Annotated in this window: 16 protein-coding genes; 12 read left to right on the top strand and 4 right to left on the bottom strand. The window is 48.0% G+C overall.

What is annotated here, in order from left to right; genetic code table 11:
• The first annotated feature begins 50 nt into the window (after positions 1 to 50).
• The 4 genes from CD05_RS0112165 to CD05_RS0112145 all read left to right on the top strand — a co-directional run bounded on the left by CD05_RS0112165 (position 51) and on the right by CD05_RS0112145 (position 4829).
• The gene (locus CD05_RS0112165) at positions 51 to 596 is read left to right on the top strand and encodes a DUF3592 domain-containing protein (RefSeq protein ID WP_084262177.1); all 546 of its coding nucleotides are present in this window, start codon (positions 51 to 53) and stop codon (positions 594 to 596) included.
• A gap of 182 nt (positions 597 to 778) precedes the next feature.
• Positions 779 to 2548 (top strand): L,D-transpeptidase family protein, encoded by a 1770-nt coding sequence (locus CD05_RS18525; protein ID WP_051588987.1) that lies wholly within the window; start codon positions 779 to 781, stop codon positions 2546 to 2548.
• A gap of 604 nt (positions 2549 to 3152) precedes the next feature.
• Positions 3153 to 4418 (top strand): sensor domain-containing diguanylate cyclase, encoded by a 1266-nt coding sequence (locus CD05_RS19910; protein WP_051588986.1) that lies wholly within the window; start codon positions 3153 to 3155, stop codon positions 4416 to 4418.
• Positions 4419 to 4829 (top strand): peptide deformylase, encoded by a 411-nt coding sequence (locus CD05_RS0112145; RefSeq protein ID WP_028510724.1) that lies wholly within the window; start codon positions 4419 to 4421, stop codon positions 4827 to 4829.
• Positions 4830 to 5085: 256 nt separating this feature from the next.
• Here CD05_RS0112145 and CD05_RS0112135 read toward each other — a convergent pair whose 3' ends face one another.
• Complete coding sequence (locus CD05_RS0112135; RefSeq protein ID WP_028510723.1) at positions 5086 to 6480, bottom strand: helix-turn-helix transcriptional regulator; 1395 nt, start codon at positions 6478 to 6480, stop codon at positions 5086 to 5088.
• A gap of 16 nt (positions 6481 to 6496) precedes the next feature.
• A complete protein-coding gene (locus CD05_RS0112130) occupies positions 6497 to 7672 on the bottom strand; it encodes a zinc ribbon domain-containing protein (RefSeq protein ID WP_028510722.1) in 1176 nt (391 codons plus the stop codon).
• A gap of 389 nt (positions 7673 to 8061) precedes the next feature.
• On the opposite strand from CD05_RS0112130, the gene CD05_RS0112125 reads away from it, so the two are divergent.
• Entirely contained in the window at positions 8062 to 8331 is a 270-nt protein-coding gene (locus CD05_RS0112125; RefSeq protein WP_028510721.1) for a hypothetical protein, read from the top strand.
• A gap of 51 nt (positions 8332 to 8382) precedes the next feature.
• On the top strand, positions 8383 to 10674 hold the full coding sequence (locus CD05_RS0112120) for a GGDEF domain-containing protein (protein WP_028510720.1): 2292 nt from the start codon (positions 8383 to 8385) through the stop codon (positions 10672 to 10674).
• 403 nt (positions 10675 to 11077) lie between these two features.
• On the opposite strand, the gene ilvB is transcribed toward CD05_RS0112120, so the two are convergent.
• Positions 11078 to 12766: a biosynthetic-type acetolactate synthase large subunit gene (ilvB, locus tag CD05_RS0112110; RefSeq protein WP_028510719.1), complete on the bottom strand. Its 1689-nt coding sequence runs from the start codon at positions 12764 to 12766 to the stop codon at positions 11078 to 11080.
• 591 nt (positions 12767 to 13357) lie between these two features.
• On the opposite strand from ilvB, the gene CD05_RS0112100 reads away from it, so the two are divergent.
• Genes CD05_RS0112100 through CD05_RS0112085 form a run of 4 tightly spaced genes read left to right on the top strand, consistent with a single transcriptional unit; the run spans position 13358 to position 16505 of the window.
• Entirely contained in the window at positions 13358 to 13627 is a 270-nt protein-coding gene (locus CD05_RS0112100; RefSeq protein WP_028510718.1) for an ACT domain-containing protein, read from the top strand.
• Positions 13628 to 13641: 14 nt separating this feature from the next.
• Positions 13642 to 14997 (top strand): PFL family protein, encoded by a 1356-nt coding sequence (locus tag CD05_RS0112095; protein ID WP_028510717.1) that lies wholly within the window; start codon positions 13642 to 13644, stop codon positions 14995 to 14997.
• Positions 14997 to 15620, top strand: coding sequence for a hypothetical protein (locus tag CD05_RS0112090; protein ID WP_028510716.1), 624 nt, complete (start codon positions 14997 to 14999; stop codon positions 15618 to 15620). The genes CD05_RS0112095 and CD05_RS0112090 overlap by 1 nt, the downstream gene beginning before the upstream one ends.
• 33 nt (positions 15621 to 15653) lie before the next feature.
• A complete protein-coding gene (locus tag CD05_RS0112085) occupies positions 15654 to 16505 on the top strand; it encodes a histidinol-phosphatase HisJ family protein (RefSeq protein ID WP_028510715.1) in 852 nt (283 codons plus the stop codon).
• Positions 16506 to 16545: 40 nt separating this feature from the next.
• On the opposite strand, the gene CD05_RS0112080 is transcribed toward CD05_RS0112085, so the two are convergent.
• A complete protein-coding gene (locus CD05_RS0112080; RefSeq protein ID WP_028510714.1) occupies positions 16546 to 17211 on the bottom strand; it encodes a hypothetical protein in 666 nt (221 codons plus the stop codon).
• Between the two features lie 187 nt (positions 17212 to 17398).
• Between CD05_RS0112080 and CD05_RS0112075 the strand changes: the two genes are divergently transcribed.
• Together CD05_RS0112075 and CD05_RS0112070 are read left to right on the top strand one after the other, a co-directional pair.
• Complete coding sequence (locus tag CD05_RS0112075) at positions 17399 to 17701, top strand: helix-turn-helix domain-containing protein (protein ID WP_028509370.1); 303 nt, start codon at positions 17399 to 17401, stop codon at positions 17699 to 17701.
• Positions 17702 to 17706: 5 nt separating this feature from the next.
• Positions 17707 to 18561, top strand: a complete 855-nt coding sequence (locus CD05_RS0112070; protein ID WP_242841261.1) for an IS3 family transposase — start codon at positions 17707 to 17709, stop codon at positions 18559 to 18561.
• Positions 18562 to 18821 lie beyond the last annotated feature (260 nt).

Here is an 18821-nt window from a genome sequence, read left to right as displayed (position 1 = left end):
CACTGCTTTTTCAGGGAGAAGAAAACAAAAAATACAAGGAGGCTTAAACTGTGAGACATCGCTGGAGCTTGTCGGATATCCCGTTTGTAAGAGACTTTATAAAGAAGCATACACGGCTCGTGTTTGCGATATGCGCAGTGGTTGCCCTGATATACGGTATAAACCGATATATGGATCATCAGGAAAAGGTCAAAATAGTTGAGGCCTGTACCGCTGAAACACAGGGCGAGGTGGTAAGCACGCAGACCAAAAACGGCCTGTCGAGCAGGCGTATGACAAAATACCGTGGCGTTGTCGAGTTTGAGGTTGACGATAAAAAGTATACCGCCTATACCGCATGGCAGACAACAGCCCTCGTCGCAAGAAAAAAGGTCACAGTCTACTATGACCCGTCAGACCCCTCACGCAACTGCACCGAGAATACTGATTCATCTGCTGAGAATATCGGCGCACTGGTGGCTTTCGGGCTCTTTGTGCTGCTTGTGATAATAATCATCATCGATTACTATAATAAGCAGAAAAAGCGAAAAGACCCGCTTGCAAACGCCGCTGTGAATACTATCGAACAGCCCGATTATGACGACATTTTCAAGTGACACCCGGGGCTGTGTGATTATTGACTATTGAAGGGCTTTTATTTGCTGTAAGATTGTGTATTATTTTTGTTGCAATTGTCTGCCCTTTGTGATATAATAAAATATACGATAGACTAATTGTGTAGAAATGTGTACATATAAGCCGAAAGGAGGCATTCCTCGTCGTAACGGGGAAACGGTTTATGGCTAACGAAACGAATGAAAAGGATCTATTCTTCGGCTCTGAAGATCCCGGTAAGGATCCCGAGCCTGTTGTGCCTGCTGCCCCTGCTGCCTCGGGTAAGGAGGAGCTTGCAAGGCAGATAGCTAAAAATATGGCTATGAACGATAACGACGATGATGACGATGATATCTCGTTCGCTGCCGTTCCGGCTAAGAAAGAGGTGCAGCCGCAGATGAGCCGCCAGACATCGTACAGCCGCGAGAGCAGCCGCAGCTCGTCAAGCCGCAGCCATAGCTCATCGTCAGGCCATAGCTCGTCAAGAAAGAAAAAGAAGAAAAAGTCTCATGCTGTCGATATAGTGTGCGGTTTTATGGCACTTGCTATAGTCGGCGGTGTGATAGGTGCCTATGCTTACGGTAAAAAGGCCTACGACGGCGTGTTCCTTGCAAATACGACGATAAATAAGATAGACGTCAGCAAGCTCACAAAGGACGAGGCTATAGCCAAGCTCACAGGCCAGATAGATTTCAACGATAAGATAACGATAACCAAGCGTGACGGCACAAGGGTCGATATCGACTTGAAGCAGCTTGATTTTTCAAGCAATATACAGGACGCCGTTACTCAGGCATATGAAAAGCAGAACCATAACCTATGGTTCAAGTCGGTAATGGGCAACGAGAGCAGCTATGAGTTCGACCCCGACTCAAAGTTCAACGAGACAAAGCTCAATGCGATAATCAAGAAGAACGTTATCGAGGGGCAGAACGTAATAGAATCAAAGAACGCATATATCGACCGTACCGATGACGGCTTCGAGCTCGTCAAGGAGGTGGTCGGCAACAGTATAGATGAGGACAAGATAGGCGATATATATGCATATATCTCCAGCGAGCTTGCAAAGGGCAACTTCGATATCTCGATAGCTGACCTTGACGTTTATGAGAAGCCCTCGATACTCGCTTCCGACCTTCAGAAGCAGTATGATTCGCTTGCAGGTATCGCAGATATCGAGATCAGCTTCGACTTCGTGTATGAAAAGGCTACGCTTAAGGGCTCACGCTTTATCGACTGGCTCGATTTCAATGAAGACGGCTCATATTCTGTTGACAGAGATGAGGTCAATAAGTATGTCGATGAGCTTGCAGAAAAATATGATACCTACCGTAAGGACAGAAAGTTCAAGTCTACAAATAAGGGCACTATAACAGTAGAGGGCGGCTCCGGCATCTACGGCTGGTGGCTCAATACCGAGCCCGAGGGCGGTATGGCAGATTATATCACCGAGCTGATAGAGGACGGCAAGAGCGTTACTGTTGATCCTATCTTCTATTCCTCCGGCGGTATCGACTACGAGGGCAACCCCGACTGCTGGACTGCTAAGGACGATATCGGCAATACCTACCTTGAGATAGACTTCTATGCACAGCATATGTGGTTCTATAAAAACGGCAAGAAGAAGTGGGAATGTGATATAGTTTCCGGCCTTCCTACCGAGGGCAGAAATACTCCCGAGGGCGTATATAAGCTCTGGACAAAGGAATCTCCTTCCAAGCTGAAGGGCGAAAACGGCGGCGATAAGTGGGAAACAACGGTTTCCTACTGGAACAATATCTCCGACTGGGGCACTCAGATCGGTATCCACGACGCAACATGGCAGCCCTACTTCGGCGGTGAGCTCTATAAGTGGAGCGGTTCGCACGGCTGTATAAATGTTTCCTACGATTCGGCTAAGTATGTTTATGAGAACGTGCCGATCGGTACACCTGTTGTGGCTTACTGGGAATAATATAACAATAAAAGCGGCAGAGCTCTCTGCCGCTTTTTTGCGCTTGGTATTTGTTGGGATGTTGACATCTTGGGGAATATGTGCTATAATAATGATTGTTCGAGTCCGAAATATAGGATAGGCGGCACTCCTTGATGAAGGTCAAGGAGGTGATAGCATGGAATACATAACCTTTACCGAGCTGGTGTTATATACTAATATGCTCGTGGGTGTCATTACCCTCTGCTATCTGATCTTCCACAAGAAGAAATAGTGAGTATTTAGAGAAACCTGAAAAGGGGACAACAAAGAAAACACCGCCAAAACCTTTGCACAGTTGGCGGTGTTTTAACACTAAAAACTAAATCAAGGGGTCCGTCATTAATATCGGGGGAGTGTTCGGCTCTCCCGAAGCTCGGACTACCTGTTAATTAGATTATACCACACTCCTGCCTTTTTGTCAAGCGCTGCTTGCTTTTTGGGCAGGGGCTTTTTTATGTCATTATTTACTAAAAACACCTCCGAATATTAGTCGTTCAGTCAATTGAAATCGTTTACCAAAAGTGATAAAATAGAAATAATAGGATAATATGCCCTCGCTTATGGGGGCAGAGGAGTGAAGCTAATGGAAAAGATAGAGTTTTCCGCGGTAAAAAAGCTCGTGCTGTATGTCTATGGGCATGATACCGACCCGTCGCCGCTGTGTAAGCTGCTTGAAGAAAAGTATACCGTCATAGCCGTCGATGAACAGAACAGGGATTTCTCGCAGTTCAGCTCGGGCGCAGGCTCGTTCGTCGCTGCAATAATAAATACCACCTCCGCTGCGGCAGATGATTATAGGATATTTGACTGGATAAAGCGTGACTCTATCATCGAGGCCGTGCCTATGCTTATCTACTGTAAGGACGAAAGCGAGCTGCCTGTGACCTATGAGTGCCTTAAAAAGGGTGCTGTCGATGTCATCATGCCGCCGCTTCATAAGGAGCTTATCTTCCGCCGTATAGATAACGCTGCACGCCTTAAGGATTCGGCTTCGTTCTATGAGATAGAGAATATGCTTAAAGAGCTGCCGTCAAATATCTACCTTAAGGATAACGCCGGCAGATATATCTTCGCTACCCACTACTGGCATCACCTTGACCACTCAGACGATAAAAACTGGACTATCAGGGGCAAGACAGATGTCGAGATACGCAAGGATAAGAAAAACGCTATCAAGGCTATGGAAAACGACCTCGAAATTATCCGTACAGGCAAGGGCGCAAGATATGTCATCGAGGAAAAGGCCGACGGCGTGTCTGATTACCTCGAAGTGATAAAGCGCCCTGTAAGAGACGAAAACGGCAATATCAAGGGTATAATCGCCCTTATAAACAATATCACCGAGCAGCATCTTCTGCGCCTTTCCCTCGAAGCCAAGGCGCTGCGTGATGAGCTCACAGATACCTTTAACAGACACTATTTCGATAAGTATATCACCTGTATAAACGAAGCCCCCAAGCCTGTCAGCTTTATCTCGGCAGACCTGAATGACCTTAAATTCATAAATGATAACTACGGCCACTTCGTGGGCGATGAGTATATCAGAATGTCCACCATGCTTTTTAAAACAACACTTCCCGAGGGTGCGCTCATTTTCAGAATGGGCGGCGACGAGTTCACGATGATACTCCCCGGGGCTGACCTTGAAACTGCAAGGGGCTATATCTCCAAGCTCTTGACAGAGCAGCAGAGATTCCGTATAATGGATAAGGAGCTCAGTATCGCATACGGGGCTTCCTGTATCGAGCGTGACAGCGGCTTCTCAGTCAGAGATTACCTCGCTGCTGCCGATATGGAGATGTATAAGGCTAAAAAGGCTATGAAGCAAGCCCGTGCAGGAGATAAGTAAATGGTAAGAATGATAGTAAGAGACGAGAGCTTTCTCTCAAAAAAGAGCACATTCGCAAACAAGGACGACGCACAGGTCATACAGGACTTAAAAGATACCCTGAGTGCAAACAGCGACCGATGCGTGGGTATGGCGGCAAATATGATAGGCGTTCTGAAGCGTGTTATTATATTTGACGGCGGCGACGGCGCAGTCGTCATGGTAAACCCCGTCATCACCAGGCGCATAGGTAAGTATGAGACCGATGAGGGCTGCCTGTCGCTTGCAGGCACAAGAAAGACAGTGCGCTATAAGGAGATAGAGGTAAGATACCTTGATGAGAACTTCAAGCCCTGTAAAGGCCGCTATACCGAATTCACCGCTCAGATCATCCAGCACGAGTGCGACCACCTCGAAGGAAAGATAATATAAAAAGCGCAGGAGAAGCAAGGATCCCCCTCGCTTTTCCTGCTAAAAGAATAAAGAAGAAAGAATAAATAGGAAATAATAAAGGTATCATGTCTTATTGGCGAATGCCAATAAGACGAATGCTTTGCTTTGCAAAACATTTCCCTTCGGCCGATGATTTTAAATATCATCGGCGCAGCCGATACCTTTATTATTCATTATTCTTTCTTCTTTTTTATTTATTCTTTTAGCATCGGCGGCAGACATCGCCGATGCGCTGTCAGTATATGTTCTTTTCCTCAATGTATCGCCTGAAAGCCTTTATCAGATTGGGGTGCTCAAAGCAGAAGCTCATGTGCGGCGAGCTCAGCTTGTGAACTATCACCTCGTCCTCGTTTATGCATATCTGTATGCCGCCCGAGGTGAATACGCCGTATTTGCCCGATACCGGCGGCGAGTCGGTGGGCTTTACGGTTATCAGCGGCTTGCAGTCGAGCATTATCATGTCATAGTTTTTCTTGATGTATTCAAGCTCGTCCTGGCTGGTGATGTATCTGTATCTTGCTTCCCTTTCCATGCCCCTTATGAAGTTGCCTTCAATGCAGGCGTGGCCGACATCAAGGAACACCGTCCTGTAGCTTCTCATGCTTGCACTTAGCGTGCAGTAGTAAGAGTCTACAAGCCCTGTCATGTATACAGGCAGACTTTTGCTTATCGCTTCAAATATGTTGGTAAAGGGTATCCTGTCTAACGAATAGATTATCTTCATTCTTACCTTGTTTTCGATGCAGGTCTCTATAAGCCTTTCCCATGTGCTCTGAAAGCTCCCGCTTTTCCATAATATCGGCTGGTCGGAATATAGCATCAGCTGCCGTCCGCCTTCGTTTGCCGCCGAACTCAGTAAGCGTGTCACGGCACTTTGCAGACCCTCGATGCCGATGTATGTCTCTACCTTGTCAGTCTGCGCCTGTATGGGTATCCTTGCCTTTTCCGTGCCTGCGCTGCCTGTTCCGGGTATGGCCGATATCGTGTCGATGAGCTTTTCTACCGCCAGCGAGCCCTCGGTGCGGCTGTGGTCGTATAGCCAAGCAAATAATACCCCTGTAAGCTCACTCCCTTCGCCCGGCTTGTGCCCTGTCAGCTCAAAAAGCGTCTCGCTGCTGCCTTTTTCCTTTGCCTTTTCTGCGATGATGCCGCAAAGCCTGTGAACGAGCGAGGGGCTGTTTTTCGGCATTCTGCTGCCGCTTCTCATGCGGCTTATGTATGAGGGGTCGATGTTAGCAAGCCTGCTGAGCTTCGAGTTTGAAAGCCCTGCAACGCTCATCGCCGCCGATAGCTTCTCGCCGAACTGTGCCGCAGTTATCCCCGACGGCGCCGCCGGCATGGTGCTGTCCTGCGTGTCAAAAAGCCACTCGATCACGGCATCGCTAAGCTGCTCGTTTGGCGTTTCATTAGCATTTATGATCGTGCGAAGCGTGTCTGTCATTTTGCCGTCACTTGCCGCCATGCAAATCGCTTCGGCAAATTTCCTTATCGTCAGACTGTCCTTTGAAGGCTCCCTCGAACCGCTTTTAAGCCTGCTGAAATTCGACTCCGAGCACCCTGCATATGCCGCAAGCTGTGTGTTATCGGTCGCAAGCACCCATAGCAGATAACCTATCCTGTCGCTTACCACGGCATGACCCCTCCTATCATCTGTAAAGCGCAACATATCCGTAAAGGAAGCTGCCGTTTTTGTATTCGCCTACAGCGTAATCGTGCGAGCCGTCATTCCAGAAGTCGCTTATCACAAGCTCGCCCCCTGCAAGAGGTCCGTCCTCGGGGTTGCCTGTGAGCTTGCCGTTAGAGTCTGTGCTGACTGCGAATGTCGTGTCGTCGCTCGTGTCCTCAGGTATCGTGCCTGCGCCCGGCACTTCCATAGTGCGCCAGTCGATAGTCATGTTCACTCCGTCAGCTGTCGGGTCGATAGTCACCTTGTTGACTTCTCTTGCTAAAGCCTCGCTCTGCTTGCTCGTGCTGTAAATTATCATGCACTTCCAGCCGCCTGCCATTCTGTTGGCTTTTGTTATCTTCTCAGCGCCTGCCGGTGCAGCAGTCACCATGTCAGACTGCCCGTAGCACCATTCAAACTCGTCGAAGTCCGGCTCCTCGTCGGTGCTGTATTTCATAGCTTCGTTGTAGTCCTCGTCCTCATCGACATTCCCGGGCGTGCCTGTAGTAGTCGTGGTGTCGTCAGTTGCCGAGGTCGTCGTGTCGGTCGGGTCTGATGAATCGTCAGTCGTTTCCGATGTAGTTGTCGTCTCCTCCGGCTCGTCGGTCGTGGTCACTGTGGTAGTGGTGGTAGTCTCAGTCTCGCTGCTGTCATCGCTCTGCGAGCTTTCATCGTCCGAGCTGTCGTCATCGCCGTCATCTTCATCATCGACCTGCGAAACAGATGAATCCTTCGATTTCTTTGACGAGCTGTCGTCATCATCGGAAGAACCGAATATCCCGCCCGGGTTGAAGTAGTAAAGTGCCGACCCTGCAACAAGTAAAGTCAGTAAAACAGCCAGAAAAGCCGTCAGCCCCTTGTGTGAAGACTTCTTTGCCTGCTGTGCAGGCTGTTGCTGTGCAGGCTGTTGCTGTGCAGGCTGCTGCGGTGCAGGGCGCATGGGCGGCGTATTCTGCTGCGGTGCAGACTGAATAGGCATCTCCTGTGTAAAGGAAGGCTGCATGGGAGAGATCTCCTCCGCCGGCACGAATGCCTGCATATCGGTCGGCTGCACGGCTGTATCATCATCAACTGCTGCCGCTTCAAACATATTTCCGCACGCCGGGCAGAAGCGTGCGCCGTCATCGAGCTTTGTGCCGCATTTAGGACAGAACATAGTATATCACTCCTTGGTGTATTTGTCAGACTTTATGTGTTTATTAAAACTCCATACTGATTATAACATATTCTGCGGCTTTTTGCAACTTTCTGTATAGCCTGTGCTTAGGGCAGCACCGCACAAAGACCGCCTGAAGGCTTTGTACGCAACTTACTTGCATCTTTTCCGTCATATTACACATTTTTTCCTTGAAATACGGTAGTATTCCTTCGGAAAATCTGTGCGATCTGACGAAAAAGCTGACTGCGCAATTTGCGCACAATCTTCGTGCGGTGTTGCCTTAGTGTAAAATGTTTTTCTTTGTTTATTGATTATTTGTTGACAACAAACAACAAAATATGCTATAATAATGTATATGTAATCAGTAATGAGGGGGATATGATGATATGGAAAAAAGAGATGCGGAGATACTGCTGAATTTCCTTAAGGATATCATGTATTCAAGTCGCTATCAGAACCTTAATGTCACTATTCTGAGCCCTGACGCTCAGGATCTCGGGGAAGGTCTCAACACCCTCTCGAAGTATATCCTTGAATGTAAAAAGTATATCGACGAGGTTTCCTCGGGCAATAAGGGCGCAAAGCCCGTCTGTGAGGATAACCCGTTTGCTAAGTATATAGAGCAGTTCGTTGCCGCTATCACAGATAAGGAATAATTCTCAGCATATATTCAGAGCATAGATCATGTAAGTCCGGTGGTGAGTATCATGGATAAAAAGAACAGGTATGTCCTCGGTATGCTTGTTGCGAATATTACAGACCCGTTTTCAAATCAGGCGGCAAAGGGCGCTATGGCAGCAGCCGAGCAGCTCGATGTGAACCTTATCCTTATACCGGGCAAGTATATCTGTGACACTTCTTATGCTAATTCGGATACTACCTATGAGTATCAGTATAATAATTTATTCAGGTACGCTTCCGGTAAGAGCCTTGATGCGGTCTGCGTTTGTACAGGCACTATCGCCTACGCAAGCAGCGAGGAGGAGAAAAGGGAGTTCGTCGCACAGTTTTGTGACGTTCCCACCGTGTCCGTCGCTGCGGCGGTCGAGGGCTTTGAGTATGTTGTCTACGATAACGTTCAGAGCGTGCGTGATGCTGTGAATTTCATGATAAAGGAGCGTGGCGTCAGCAGGATAGCCTGCCTGACGGGCGCTGATAATACCGACTGCGAGGAAAGGCTCGAGGGCTATAAGCTCGCCCTTGATGATAACGGTATCCCGGTAGATGATGAGTTTATCATCTATGCAAATACATCAAGAGTCTGTAAGGAAGATTTTGCGAGGTTTCTGGATAAGCACCCCGAAACGCAGGCGGTGGTATGCGCTAATGACGATATGTGTATAGGCGTGTATGAGCTGTGCGCTGAGCGTGGGATAACAGTCGGCAGCGATATGTTGGTCGTCGGCTTTGACGATATGGATTATGCCGAAAAGCTCGACCCGCCCCTTGCTTCTGTCAGAGCATCGGCTGAGGACCTTGGGTATTTTGCAATAGTTAACGCCGTGCGCCTTATCGAGGGCAGGGAGATAGAAAGGCGCAACGTGCCTACAAGATTTATCCCCCGTGCTTCCTGCGGCTATGTTGACAGAGCGATGACTGATATCGACCTTTTCCTTGCCGATATCACTCCCGACAGACTGAATAAGGTGCTCTGCTTTATCTATGACGGCACAGACGCCTGCCGTGACCCTGTTCTTATAGGCTATATGCAGCGTATCATAGACACAGTCGTCTATGTCGAGAAAAACGGCGTTATGACCCGTGATATGGCACACGATATAAAAGATGTCGTCAAGGCGATGATGGATTATAATAAGCAGTATTATATGTTCATCAAGAAAACACTGATAACTGCCGATGCTGTCTATCACAGGCTCAGCACCCATATCAAGGACGCTGAGAGCAAGGCCGTGCTCGAAAACCTCTACCTTGAGATATACAGAACGCTCTCCCGTGATGTGGGCGTGCAGATATTCCGTGCAGGTGAGGAGTCTGTCGAGATGCTGAGGCGCTCGAATATCGTCGTGCGTGATACCCTTATGGTAAGAAGCGGCGGTAATAACGCTTTTGCAGACCTCTTAAGGAGACTTCCGCTGCTCGAAGTCGATTCGAGCTTTATGTACCTGCTCCCCGAGCCGGTGTCGTATAAAAAGGGCGATGAGTTCTACGATTTCAGCAGGTGGCGCTTCGTTGCCTATTCCGACCATGAGAATATGTACAATATAGACGAGAGCGAGCGTGATATGCCGCTCACGGCTGTTTACAGAAATAAGTATATGCCTGATCGGCGCTTTACGCTTGTCATGGCAGACCTCTACTCCGGCGAGCAGCAGTTCGGTATGCTGCTTTGTGAGCTAAAGTCGCAGTTTTTTGAGTATCTGGAGTTCATCACCTACCAGTTCGGCGCCGCTGTCAGGATAATCAACCTGATAAACGAGCTCGAACGCCATATGAAAAAGCTCCGCAGCGATAACGTCGAGCTTGCAGGCATATCCCGTGCCGATGAGCTTACAGGCCTGCTCAACAGGCGTGGCTTCAAACAGGCTGCTGATGAGATGTTTGAAAAGGGCAGGGCATCAGGCAAGCGTGCAGTCATCGTCTTTGCTGACCTTGATTACCTTAAGTTCATAAACGACCGCTTCGGCCATAACGAGGGCGACTATGCGCTAAAAGCGAGTGCTTCTATACTTAAAAAGATATTCGGCCCCTCTGCTGTTATCGGCAGAACAGGCGGCGATGAGTTCAATATCCTCGCATTCCCCGAGGACGGAAAAAAGGCCGAAAAGCATATCCTGGAGCTTAAGCAGGCATACGTTGAAGAACTCAATGAGTCCTCCGATAAGCCCTACAGGATAGACCTTTCAATGGGTATATGCGAGTTTGACTGCTCGGATACACAAGACCTGCAGTCGGTAATAGAGCTTGCCGATGATAAGCTCTACGCCGTAAAGCGTGCCAGGACGTATGACCCCTATAAGCAGGAAAAGCCCAGGGCATAAAAAATCCCCTTGACAAAGCGTCGGGGGTGTGATATACTGTATCTAAGGAATAGCCCGAGTCCTGCGGAGATTGAGCCCTCCGCAGAAAAAGACGGCACTCCTTATGGTTTTAGGTTACTAAGCACCGCCAACCTTATCGGAGGTTTTGGCGGTGCATTCCTTTTTATGTAAAAGTTACGCTATTTCTTCTTTTTGAAGATAAGATAGCACACAGTTACAGTCTGTATGATTATCCCTGCAAAGAGGAACAGATCTTCGTATGTGACGTAATCCTGCATACTACCACCTCCTTATCTCTAAGGAGACCGCCAACTCGAACCAACAACCATTATAGCACATAATGGAAAGCAAGTCAACAAAAACCGCAGCCTCACAGAGACTGCGGTGTATTCTTTATAAATTATCAGCTGTCAAGGTCGATGTCCATTATCGGCTCGTTGACATCAGCGCCTGCCGGAACCATGGGAAGAACGTTTATGTCCTTGTTGATGACTACGTCTATCAGACAGGGTCTGCCGCAGCTGAGTGCCTTTTCAAGGCCTGCTTTTATCTCACTCTTCTTTGTTATGCGAACGCCTTCAATGCCGAAAGCATCTGCAAGCTTCATAAGGTCTGTGCCGCGCTCGATGTTCGTCTGCGAGAAGCGCTTGCCGTAGAACAGCCTCTGCCACTGCCTTACCATGCCGAGAACGTCGTTCTCAAATACAAGCTCGATAACGGGGAGCTTGTGCTTTGCAAGGGTCGAGAGCTCGTTTAGGTTCATAAAGAAGCTGCCGTCGCCTGCGATGTTTATGACCGTCTCATCAGGGTTGCCGACCTTTGAGCCTATCGCTGCGCCAAGGCCGTAGCCCATTGTGCCAAGACCGCCCGACGAAGCAAAATGTCTCTGCTTGCGGAAGTTGTAATACTGTGCAGCCCACATCTGGTGCTGGCCTACCTCTGTTGTGAGTATAGCCGAGCCGTTTGTGAGCCTGTCAAGCTCCTCTAAAACGTCCTGAGGGAGCACCTCGTCGTCGCTCTCGATAGGAACCATTTTGAGCGCATACTGTTTCTTCCAGCCAAGGACTTCGTCCATCCACTCCTTGTGCTCAAGCTGCGGGAGCATTTCGTTCATCTTTGCGAGTATGTATTCTATGTCGCCTGTTACCGAGTAGCTTACTGCTATGTTCTTGTCTATCTCGGCAGGGTCTATCTCTATGTGGATTATCTTTGTGTCGCTTGCGAATGTGTTCGGGTTGCAGATAACTCTGTCAGAGAAACGTGAACCGAGAACTATCATGACATCGCACTTGTTGAGCGCCATAGCAGATGCCTTTGTGCCGTGCATACCGAGCATACCGAGGTATTCGTCCCTTGTGTTGTCAAATGCACACTGACCCATGAGCGAGAGCGAAACAGGCGCATTCACCTTTGTCACGAACTCAGCCATTTCCTCAACAGCATTCGATGATACGACACCGCCGCCTGCGTAGATGTAGGGGCGCTTTGCAGCCTTGATGACTTCTATCGCTGCATCTATCTGCTCGTTTACCTCCTCGGGATTGTGGTTGACTATCTTTTTGGGTGCTTTCGGCTCATACTCTGTCTTGCCGATAGTTATGTCCTTGGGCACATCTATGAGCACAGGCCCCTTTCTGCCCGAGTTTGCAATGTAGAAAGCCTCTCTTATCGTGTCTGCGAGCTTGGTTATGTCCTTGACGATGTAGTTGTGCTTGACAATTGGCATCGTGATGCCGCAGATGTCTACCTCCTGGAAGCTGTCAAGACCGAGCAGCCCTGTAGGCACGTTGCCTGTGATAGCAACGAGCGGTATCGAATCCATGTAAGCCGTAGCTATGCCTGTTACAAGGTTAGTAGCTCCGGGGCCTGAGGTCGCAATAACGACACCTGTCCTGCCGGTAGTTCTTGAATAGCCGTCAGCAGCATGGCAGGCAGCCTGCTCGTGCGCTGTGATAACGTGATGTATCTTGTCGGAATACATATACAGCGAATCGTAGATGTTGAGCACAGCACCGCCCGGATAGCCGAATACCGTATCAACGCCCTGCTCGAGCAGACACTCGATGATTATATCAGAACCTGTTTTTAACATTATATTACCTCCAGTAATTTGTTGATATCTAATTTATTATACTATATCAAAGGAAAAATGTCAATAGATATGGAGTTTCGACTTGGTTTGACAAATAAGATATCATATGCTATAATGATACACGGTTCGAGTTGGCGGTCTCCTCCAGAGATAGGAGGGGTTGCACAATGTATTTAACGCTCAGCGATTATATACTCCTTACAGAGTTGCTGCTAAGAGTAGTTGAAATACAGATAATGTGCTATTTTTTCTTCCGTAACAAGAAGAAAAGGTAAGCTCAAACGTGTAGCTCATCGAAAGTGAGACAACGCAAGTAAAGCAAACACCGCCGAAACTCTGAGTGCCGGCGGTGTTTTATAATACCAAAATTCACAAGGAGTGCCGTCTTTTTCTGCGGAGGGTCCAATCTCCGCAGGACTCGGGCTATTCCTTAAATACAGTATACCACACCCTCCTCGTTTTGTCAAGGGGGCTTTATTGTATAAACTTTTTGTACCGAATTTGATAACAAAGCTGTGACCCCTTGCAAATCGCTTTATAATGTGATATAATAGAATGTGAAAAATTAGACAATATTGGAGGTATTGTATTATGAGAGCTGTAGTTGCTGTTATAGGAAAGGACGCTGTGGGTATACTTGCAAAGGTCTCCACAAAATGCGCAGAGTATAATGCAAATGTCGTTGAGGTTTCCCAGTCGGTGCTCGAGGATATATTTGCTATGACTATGCTTGTTGATATTTCAAGACTTAATAAGGAGTTCACAATGCTCGTTGACGATCTTTCTGCTATGGGCAGGAGCATGGGTCTTGAGATACACACCATGCATGAGGATATCTTCAAGGTAATGCACGAGGTATAAGGAGACAGCAGGCGATGATAAAGACATATGATATACTTGAAACTATCAGAATGATACAGAACGAGTGCCTTGATATCAGAACGATAACAATGGGCATCTCGCTGCTTGACTGTATAGATGCTGATATAGATAAGGCCTGCGAAAAGGTCTATGAAAAGATAACCACCAAGGCTAAGGATCTTGTAAAGGTCGGCGAGGATATTGAAAAGGAGCTCGGTATCCCGATAATCAATAAGCGCCTTTCGGTAACTCCTATAGCTATAATCTCGGCTGCCTGCCACTGCTCGCCCGTGCCTTTTGCTAAGGCGCTCGATGCTGCTGCAAAGGCAGTCGGCGTAAACCTCATAGGCGGCTATTCTGCCCTCGTGCAGAAGGGCTTCTCGGCAGGTGACCTGGAGCTTATAAACTCTATCCCCGAAGCACTTGCCTGCACAGAGAGAGTCTGCTCGTCTGTTAATATCGGCTCTACCAAGACAGGTATCAACCTCGATGCCTGCAAGCTCATGGGTCAGATAGTAAAGGATACCGCCGAGATAACAAAGGATAAGGCCTGCTTCGGCGCGGCAAAGCTCGTTGTGTTCTGTAACGCAGTCGAGGATAACCCCTTTATGGCAGGCGCATTCCACGGTGTCGGCGAGCCTGACTGTATGATAAATGTCGGCGTTTCAGGCCCGGGCGTTGTAAGGTCTGCCCTTGCAAAATACCCCGATGCAGATATAACCCAGATAAGCGATATAATAAAGAAGACTTCCTTCAAGATAACAAGAGTAGGCCAGCTTGTCGGCACAATGGCTTCAAAGCGCCTCGGCGTGCCTTTCGGTATAGTTGACCTTTCTCTCGCTCCGACCCCGGCAGTTGGTGACTCGGTGGCTCATATCTTAGAGGAGATAGGCCTGGAGCAGTGCGGCACGCACGGTACAACAGCTACCCTTGCCCTGCTCAACGACGCAGTAAAGAAGGGCGGCGTTATGGCCTGCTCGTCTATCGGCGGCCTTTCGGGCGCATTTATCCCTGTTTCTGAGGACGCAGGTATGATAGATGCAGCACGTTCCGGAGTTCTGACAATAGAGAAGCTCGAAGCTATGACTGCTGTCTGCTCCGTCGGCCTTGATATGATAGTTATCCCCGGCGATACGACACCTGATACTATAGCTGCTATCATAGCAGACGAGGCAGCTATCGGTATGGTAAACTGTAAGACTACCGCTGTCCGTGTTGTTCCTGCTATCGGTAAGGATGTCGGCGAGGAGCTCGACTGGGGCGGCCTGTTCGGCTGCGGCCCTGTTATGCCTCTTAAGAAGGCAAGCGCTTCCAAGTTTATAAACCGTGGCGGCCAGATACCTGCACCGCTCCATTCTCTTAAAAACTGATGCTCGGCCTTAAAAAGCCGTCAAAGCTCGACGGCGCATATGAGCCGGCGCATATAGGCCCCCGTGTTGAGATAGAGGGGGAGAGTATCACGATACTCTGGCGTGGCGGCGTCACCCTTTCCACCACCTTTAAAACTAAGGAATGGAACGGCGGCCTGATACTGATCTTAGCCGATGATAAGCTCAAATATTCCTACGAAGCCCAGCCCTACGCTGAGGTAAAGGAGATAAGCTTCAAATCAGGCGAGCTCAGAGTGACCCAGCATTTCCCGATATCCGGCGATAATACAGAGGTCATGAAAAAAACCAGGCGCACACGATTCGGCGATGTCACAATGGTCACAGAGGAGATACTGCCGCAGATACAGGGCTTGTGGACAAGCGCTTTTGCGACGCTTCGTTTTGAGGGCGATAAGCTGATGCTCGATAAGTACGGCGGCCGTAAGATAGTCGGCCTGCGTGTAAATTATGAAGACCCCGGCCGGGTCTATATCCAGGATATCGACCCCTCCCGTGAGACGCTGGGTCTTTTCCATAAGGTCTACCTTGAAAACGGCAGCCTGTATGGCGTGATCCAGGTAGATGATGCAGAACCGATAAGGATAGAATTTCAAAGAGGGTAATATTTTACCCTCTTATGTTTTAGGAGTGATAATATGCTCTTTGACAGCCATACACATTCGAGCTTTTCCCCCGATGCCGACAGGGCGGCCGATATGGAGAAAATGCCCTTGACAGCCCGTGAATACGGCCTTGACTATATAACCGTGACCGACCACTGCGACTGTAACTACTGGCTGCCTGAATCGGAAAAGGATTATAAAGAGTACCCAAAAGAGGACAGTATAATGTTCGGCTGCCGTGACTATGCGCTGCCGAGTATAAAAAAAGCCCTCGCTCTGAAAGCAGGGTGTGATAACTTCCTCTGCGGCATAGAGCTCGGCCAGCCGCTGCAAAATAAGCAGGCAGCAGAGCAGATATTAAGCACCGAGGGTCTTGATCTTGTTATAGGCTCGCTTCATATGAACGCCGGAAAAGCGGATTTTTATTATTTGCAGTACAACAAAATGGACATAAGCGAGATATACACCCTCCTCGATGACTACTTCTCCGAGCTGCTTGAAATGTGTAAAACCGTGCCCTTCGATTCGCTCGGCCACCTGACCTACCCCTTGCGCTATATAGTAGGGGAGTATGGCATCACCCTTGATATGAGCAGGTTTGATAATAAGATAAGGGATATTTTCTGTACACTTATCCGAAGCGGCAAGGCGCTTGAGATAAACACCTCAGGTTACCGCCAGAAATACGGCAGGCCGTTCCCCGATGCGCAGTATCTTAAGCTCTACCGCTCGCTCGGCGGCGAGCTGATAACGATAGGCAGCGATGCCCATAAGCTCAGCGACATCGGCGCCGGCATAAAGGACGGCTGCGAGCTGCTGCGTGAGTTCGGCTTTGAGTATGTCACCCTTTTCAAAGACCGCAAGCCGCAAAACTATAAGCTGTAAAAAGATCCACACCCCGTATGGAGTGTGGATCTTTGTCTGTTTATACATATCCGCCGTCAAAGATGTACCATTCGCCGTCTATCTTTGCAACTGTTATGGTTGAGGTGTCGGCATCATCTTCATCATCACCTTTTATCCTGGCTAATATCTTTACCTTGTATGCGCTTTCAACGGTGACATCTGCCCCGTAGCTGTCCTTTATCTCCTGCGTTATGCTGTCGAGCTTTTTCTGCGAAAGCTCTTTTTCATCTTTGATCTCGTAGGTTATCTTTACATTGTCGCCGAATTCATCTTCAAAATAATCCAGCAGAGCATCGGCACGCTTTTCAAAATGTGCATCGACATCAAAATCAGCGCCGCCCGTTTTCTTAAGATAATCTGTTTTGTAAAACGGAGTGCATTTCATAAGCAATTCGGCATCGGCGTGTTCGAGCGCCTTGAAATAATCATCAAGTGCGTGAGCATAGGGCTTGTCAATAACACCTGCTTTTTCAAGTATCTTTTCCAGCTTTTTCTTGTAACGGTTCTCGCCTGCACTGTCTGCACTGTCTGCACTGTCTGCGCTGTCATTGGTCTTGTCGCTGCTGCTGACACTCTCCCCGCTCTCAGACGAGCTGTCCTTCTTGCTGCTGCCTGCTTTGTCATCGCACGCCGCAAGCGATACAGTCATGCATACCGCTAAAATAAGTGTAATTATCCTTTTCATTTTGTGTCTCTCCTGTTTTTGTATCTCCCATTTTTACAAAAGTGTTCCTGAGATAAATCAGAATTTGTCGGCGCTATGCGCCGACAAGCAGTGAATAGTGAATAGTGAAGAATGAATTGAACCTGTATAATAAAACTACACATTTGAAGTTAATAATGATATAATATAAAAAAGGAGTTGGCTTCAAATGAGCACACATGGAGAAAACAGTCGGGAATTCAAATTTAAGATCATGGAACTGCACTTCAAAGATAACATATCTGTGAAAGTGTTATCCGAAAAATTCGCAATACCGGAGCAAACGATCTACACATGGCGCAGAGAGTACAGAAAGTACGGCGAGGATGCATTTGTAGGCTGTGGGAAACAGCGTCCGCAGGATGCAGAACTTAGGCGATTGAAGAAAGAAAACGAAAAGCTCAGGATGCAGGTAGAGATCTTAAAAAAAGTTGCGGCATATCAGGCAGAGCAAGAGTCAAAGAAAAGATAGATGACTTGCGGGCGAGAGGATTGGATAAATATCCGATCAATCTGGTATGTCAGACTCTCGGGATAAGTACAAGATCATATTATGACCGAAAGGAAAACCCTCGCAGCAACAAAGAAAAAGAAGATCTGGAGCTTGTAGAGAAAATGCAGACGATCTTCGCTGAAAGCTATGAGGAGTATGGCAGAGTGCGTATGAAAAAAGCACTTGAAGAAGCCGGATACCCGATGAGTGAGGGGAAAGTCGGAAGGCTGATGCGTCAAGGAAATATGTACCCGAAAAAATGCAAAAAATATAGGGCAACGACCAACAGCAGGCACAAGTATCAAGTTGCAGAAAATCTTCTTGACCGCAATTTTAATGCTGATAAGCCAAACCGAAAGTGGTGCGGAGACAGCACTTACATATGGACAGACGAAGGCTGGCTGTACGCAGCAGGGATAATAGACCTATGTGCACGTGATTGTGTCGGATTAAGCTTTAGCAGCAAACACACGCAGGAACTGATGATCGATTCGCTTGATCAGGCATTCAAAAAATACAAGCCGGGCGAAGGACTGCTGTTCCATTCTGACCGAGGCGTGCAATATGCTTCCAATGCATACAAAAACAAGCTTCATAAGTACAAGATGATCCAGAGCATGTCTCGAAGCGGTGTGCCATATGACAATGCACCTATGGAAAGCTTCTGGGCAACGGTCAAAAATGCCTGTGTACATGGCTGTAGGTTCAAAACGAGGAAGGAAGCCGAGCTAAAAATATTTGAATACGTCTTTGGCTTTTACAACACACATCGTTATCACAGCTCAAACGGCTTAAAAACGCCATATGAGCTCAGAAATGAAAAGCTTTCTATTGGCTGATATCAATAGTTTTATTAACTTTATGTGTGCAGAAAACTTGACAGGTTCAAATAGTGAATAGTAGTGGTGTTCGCTTCGCTCACATATTTTAATTCATCGCCGCAGGCGATACCTTAACTATTCACTTTTCACTATTCGTTATTCATTATTCACTGCTTGCAGGGGCTCGACCCCTGCAAATCCCGATTTATCTTAAGGCAACACCGCCGGGCCACCGGCGGATACCTTTGCACGCCATCCACTTGCAAATTTTCCGTCAT

Source organism: Ruminococcus sp. NK3A76 (genome assembly GCF_000686125.1).
Lineage (GTDB): Bacteria > Bacillota > Clostridia > Oscillospirales > Ruminococcaceae > NK3A76.
The sequence above is the reverse complement of the archived record's forward strand: the minus strand, read 5'-3'. Positions and strand labels throughout refer to the sequence as shown.

What these genes read in the sequence shown, in the direction of transcription:
- CD05_RS18525 (WP_051588987.1), top strand. Translation starts at nt 779, where the DNA reads ATGGCTAACGAAACGAATGAAAAGGATCTATTCTTCGGCTCTGAAGAT.
- CD05_RS19910 (WP_051588986.1), top strand. Translation starts at nt 3,153, where the DNA reads ATGGAAAAGATAGAGTTTTCCGCGGTAAAAAAGCTCGTGCTGTATGTC.
- CD05_RS0112145 (WP_028510724.1), top strand. Translation starts at nt 4,419, where the DNA reads ATGGTAAGAATGATAGTAAGAGACGAGAGCTTTCTCTCAAAAAAGAGC.
- CD05_RS0112130 (WP_028510722.1), bottom strand. Translation starts at nt 7,672, where the DNA reads ATGTTCTGTCCTAAATGCGGCACAAAGCTCGATGACGGCGCACGCTTC.
- CD05_RS0112125 (WP_028510721.1), top strand. Translation starts at nt 8,062, where the DNA reads ATGGAAAAAAGAGATGCGGAGATACTGCTGAATTTCCTTAAGGATATC.
- CD05_RS0112120 (WP_028510720.1), top strand. Translation starts at nt 8,383, where the DNA reads ATGGATAAAAAGAACAGGTATGTCCTCGGTATGCTTGTTGCGAATATT.
- ilvB (WP_028510719.1), bottom strand. Translation starts at nt 12,766, where the DNA reads ATGTTAAAAACAGGTTCTGATATAATCATCGAGTGTCTGCTCGAGCAG.
- CD05_RS0112100 (WP_028510718.1), top strand. Translation starts at nt 13,358, where the DNA reads ATGAGAGCTGTAGTTGCTGTTATAGGAAAGGACGCTGTGGGTATACTT.
- CD05_RS0112095 (WP_028510717.1), top strand. Translation starts at nt 13,642, where the DNA reads ATGATAAAGACATATGATATACTTGAAACTATCAGAATGATACAGAAC.
- CD05_RS0112090 (WP_028510716.1), top strand. Translation starts at nt 14,997, where the DNA reads ATGCTCGGCCTTAAAAAGCCGTCAAAGCTCGACGGCGCATATGAGCCG.
- CD05_RS0112085 (WP_028510715.1), top strand. Translation starts at nt 15,654, where the DNA reads ATGCTCTTTGACAGCCATACACATTCGAGCTTTTCCCCCGATGCCGAC.
- CD05_RS0112080 (WP_028510714.1), bottom strand. Translation starts at nt 17,211, where the DNA reads ATGAAAAGGATAATTACACTTATTTTAGCGGTATGCATGACTGTATCG.
- CD05_RS0112075 (WP_028509370.1), top strand. Translation starts at nt 17,399, where the DNA reads ATGAGCACACATGGAGAAAACAGTCGGGAATTCAAATTTAAGATCATG.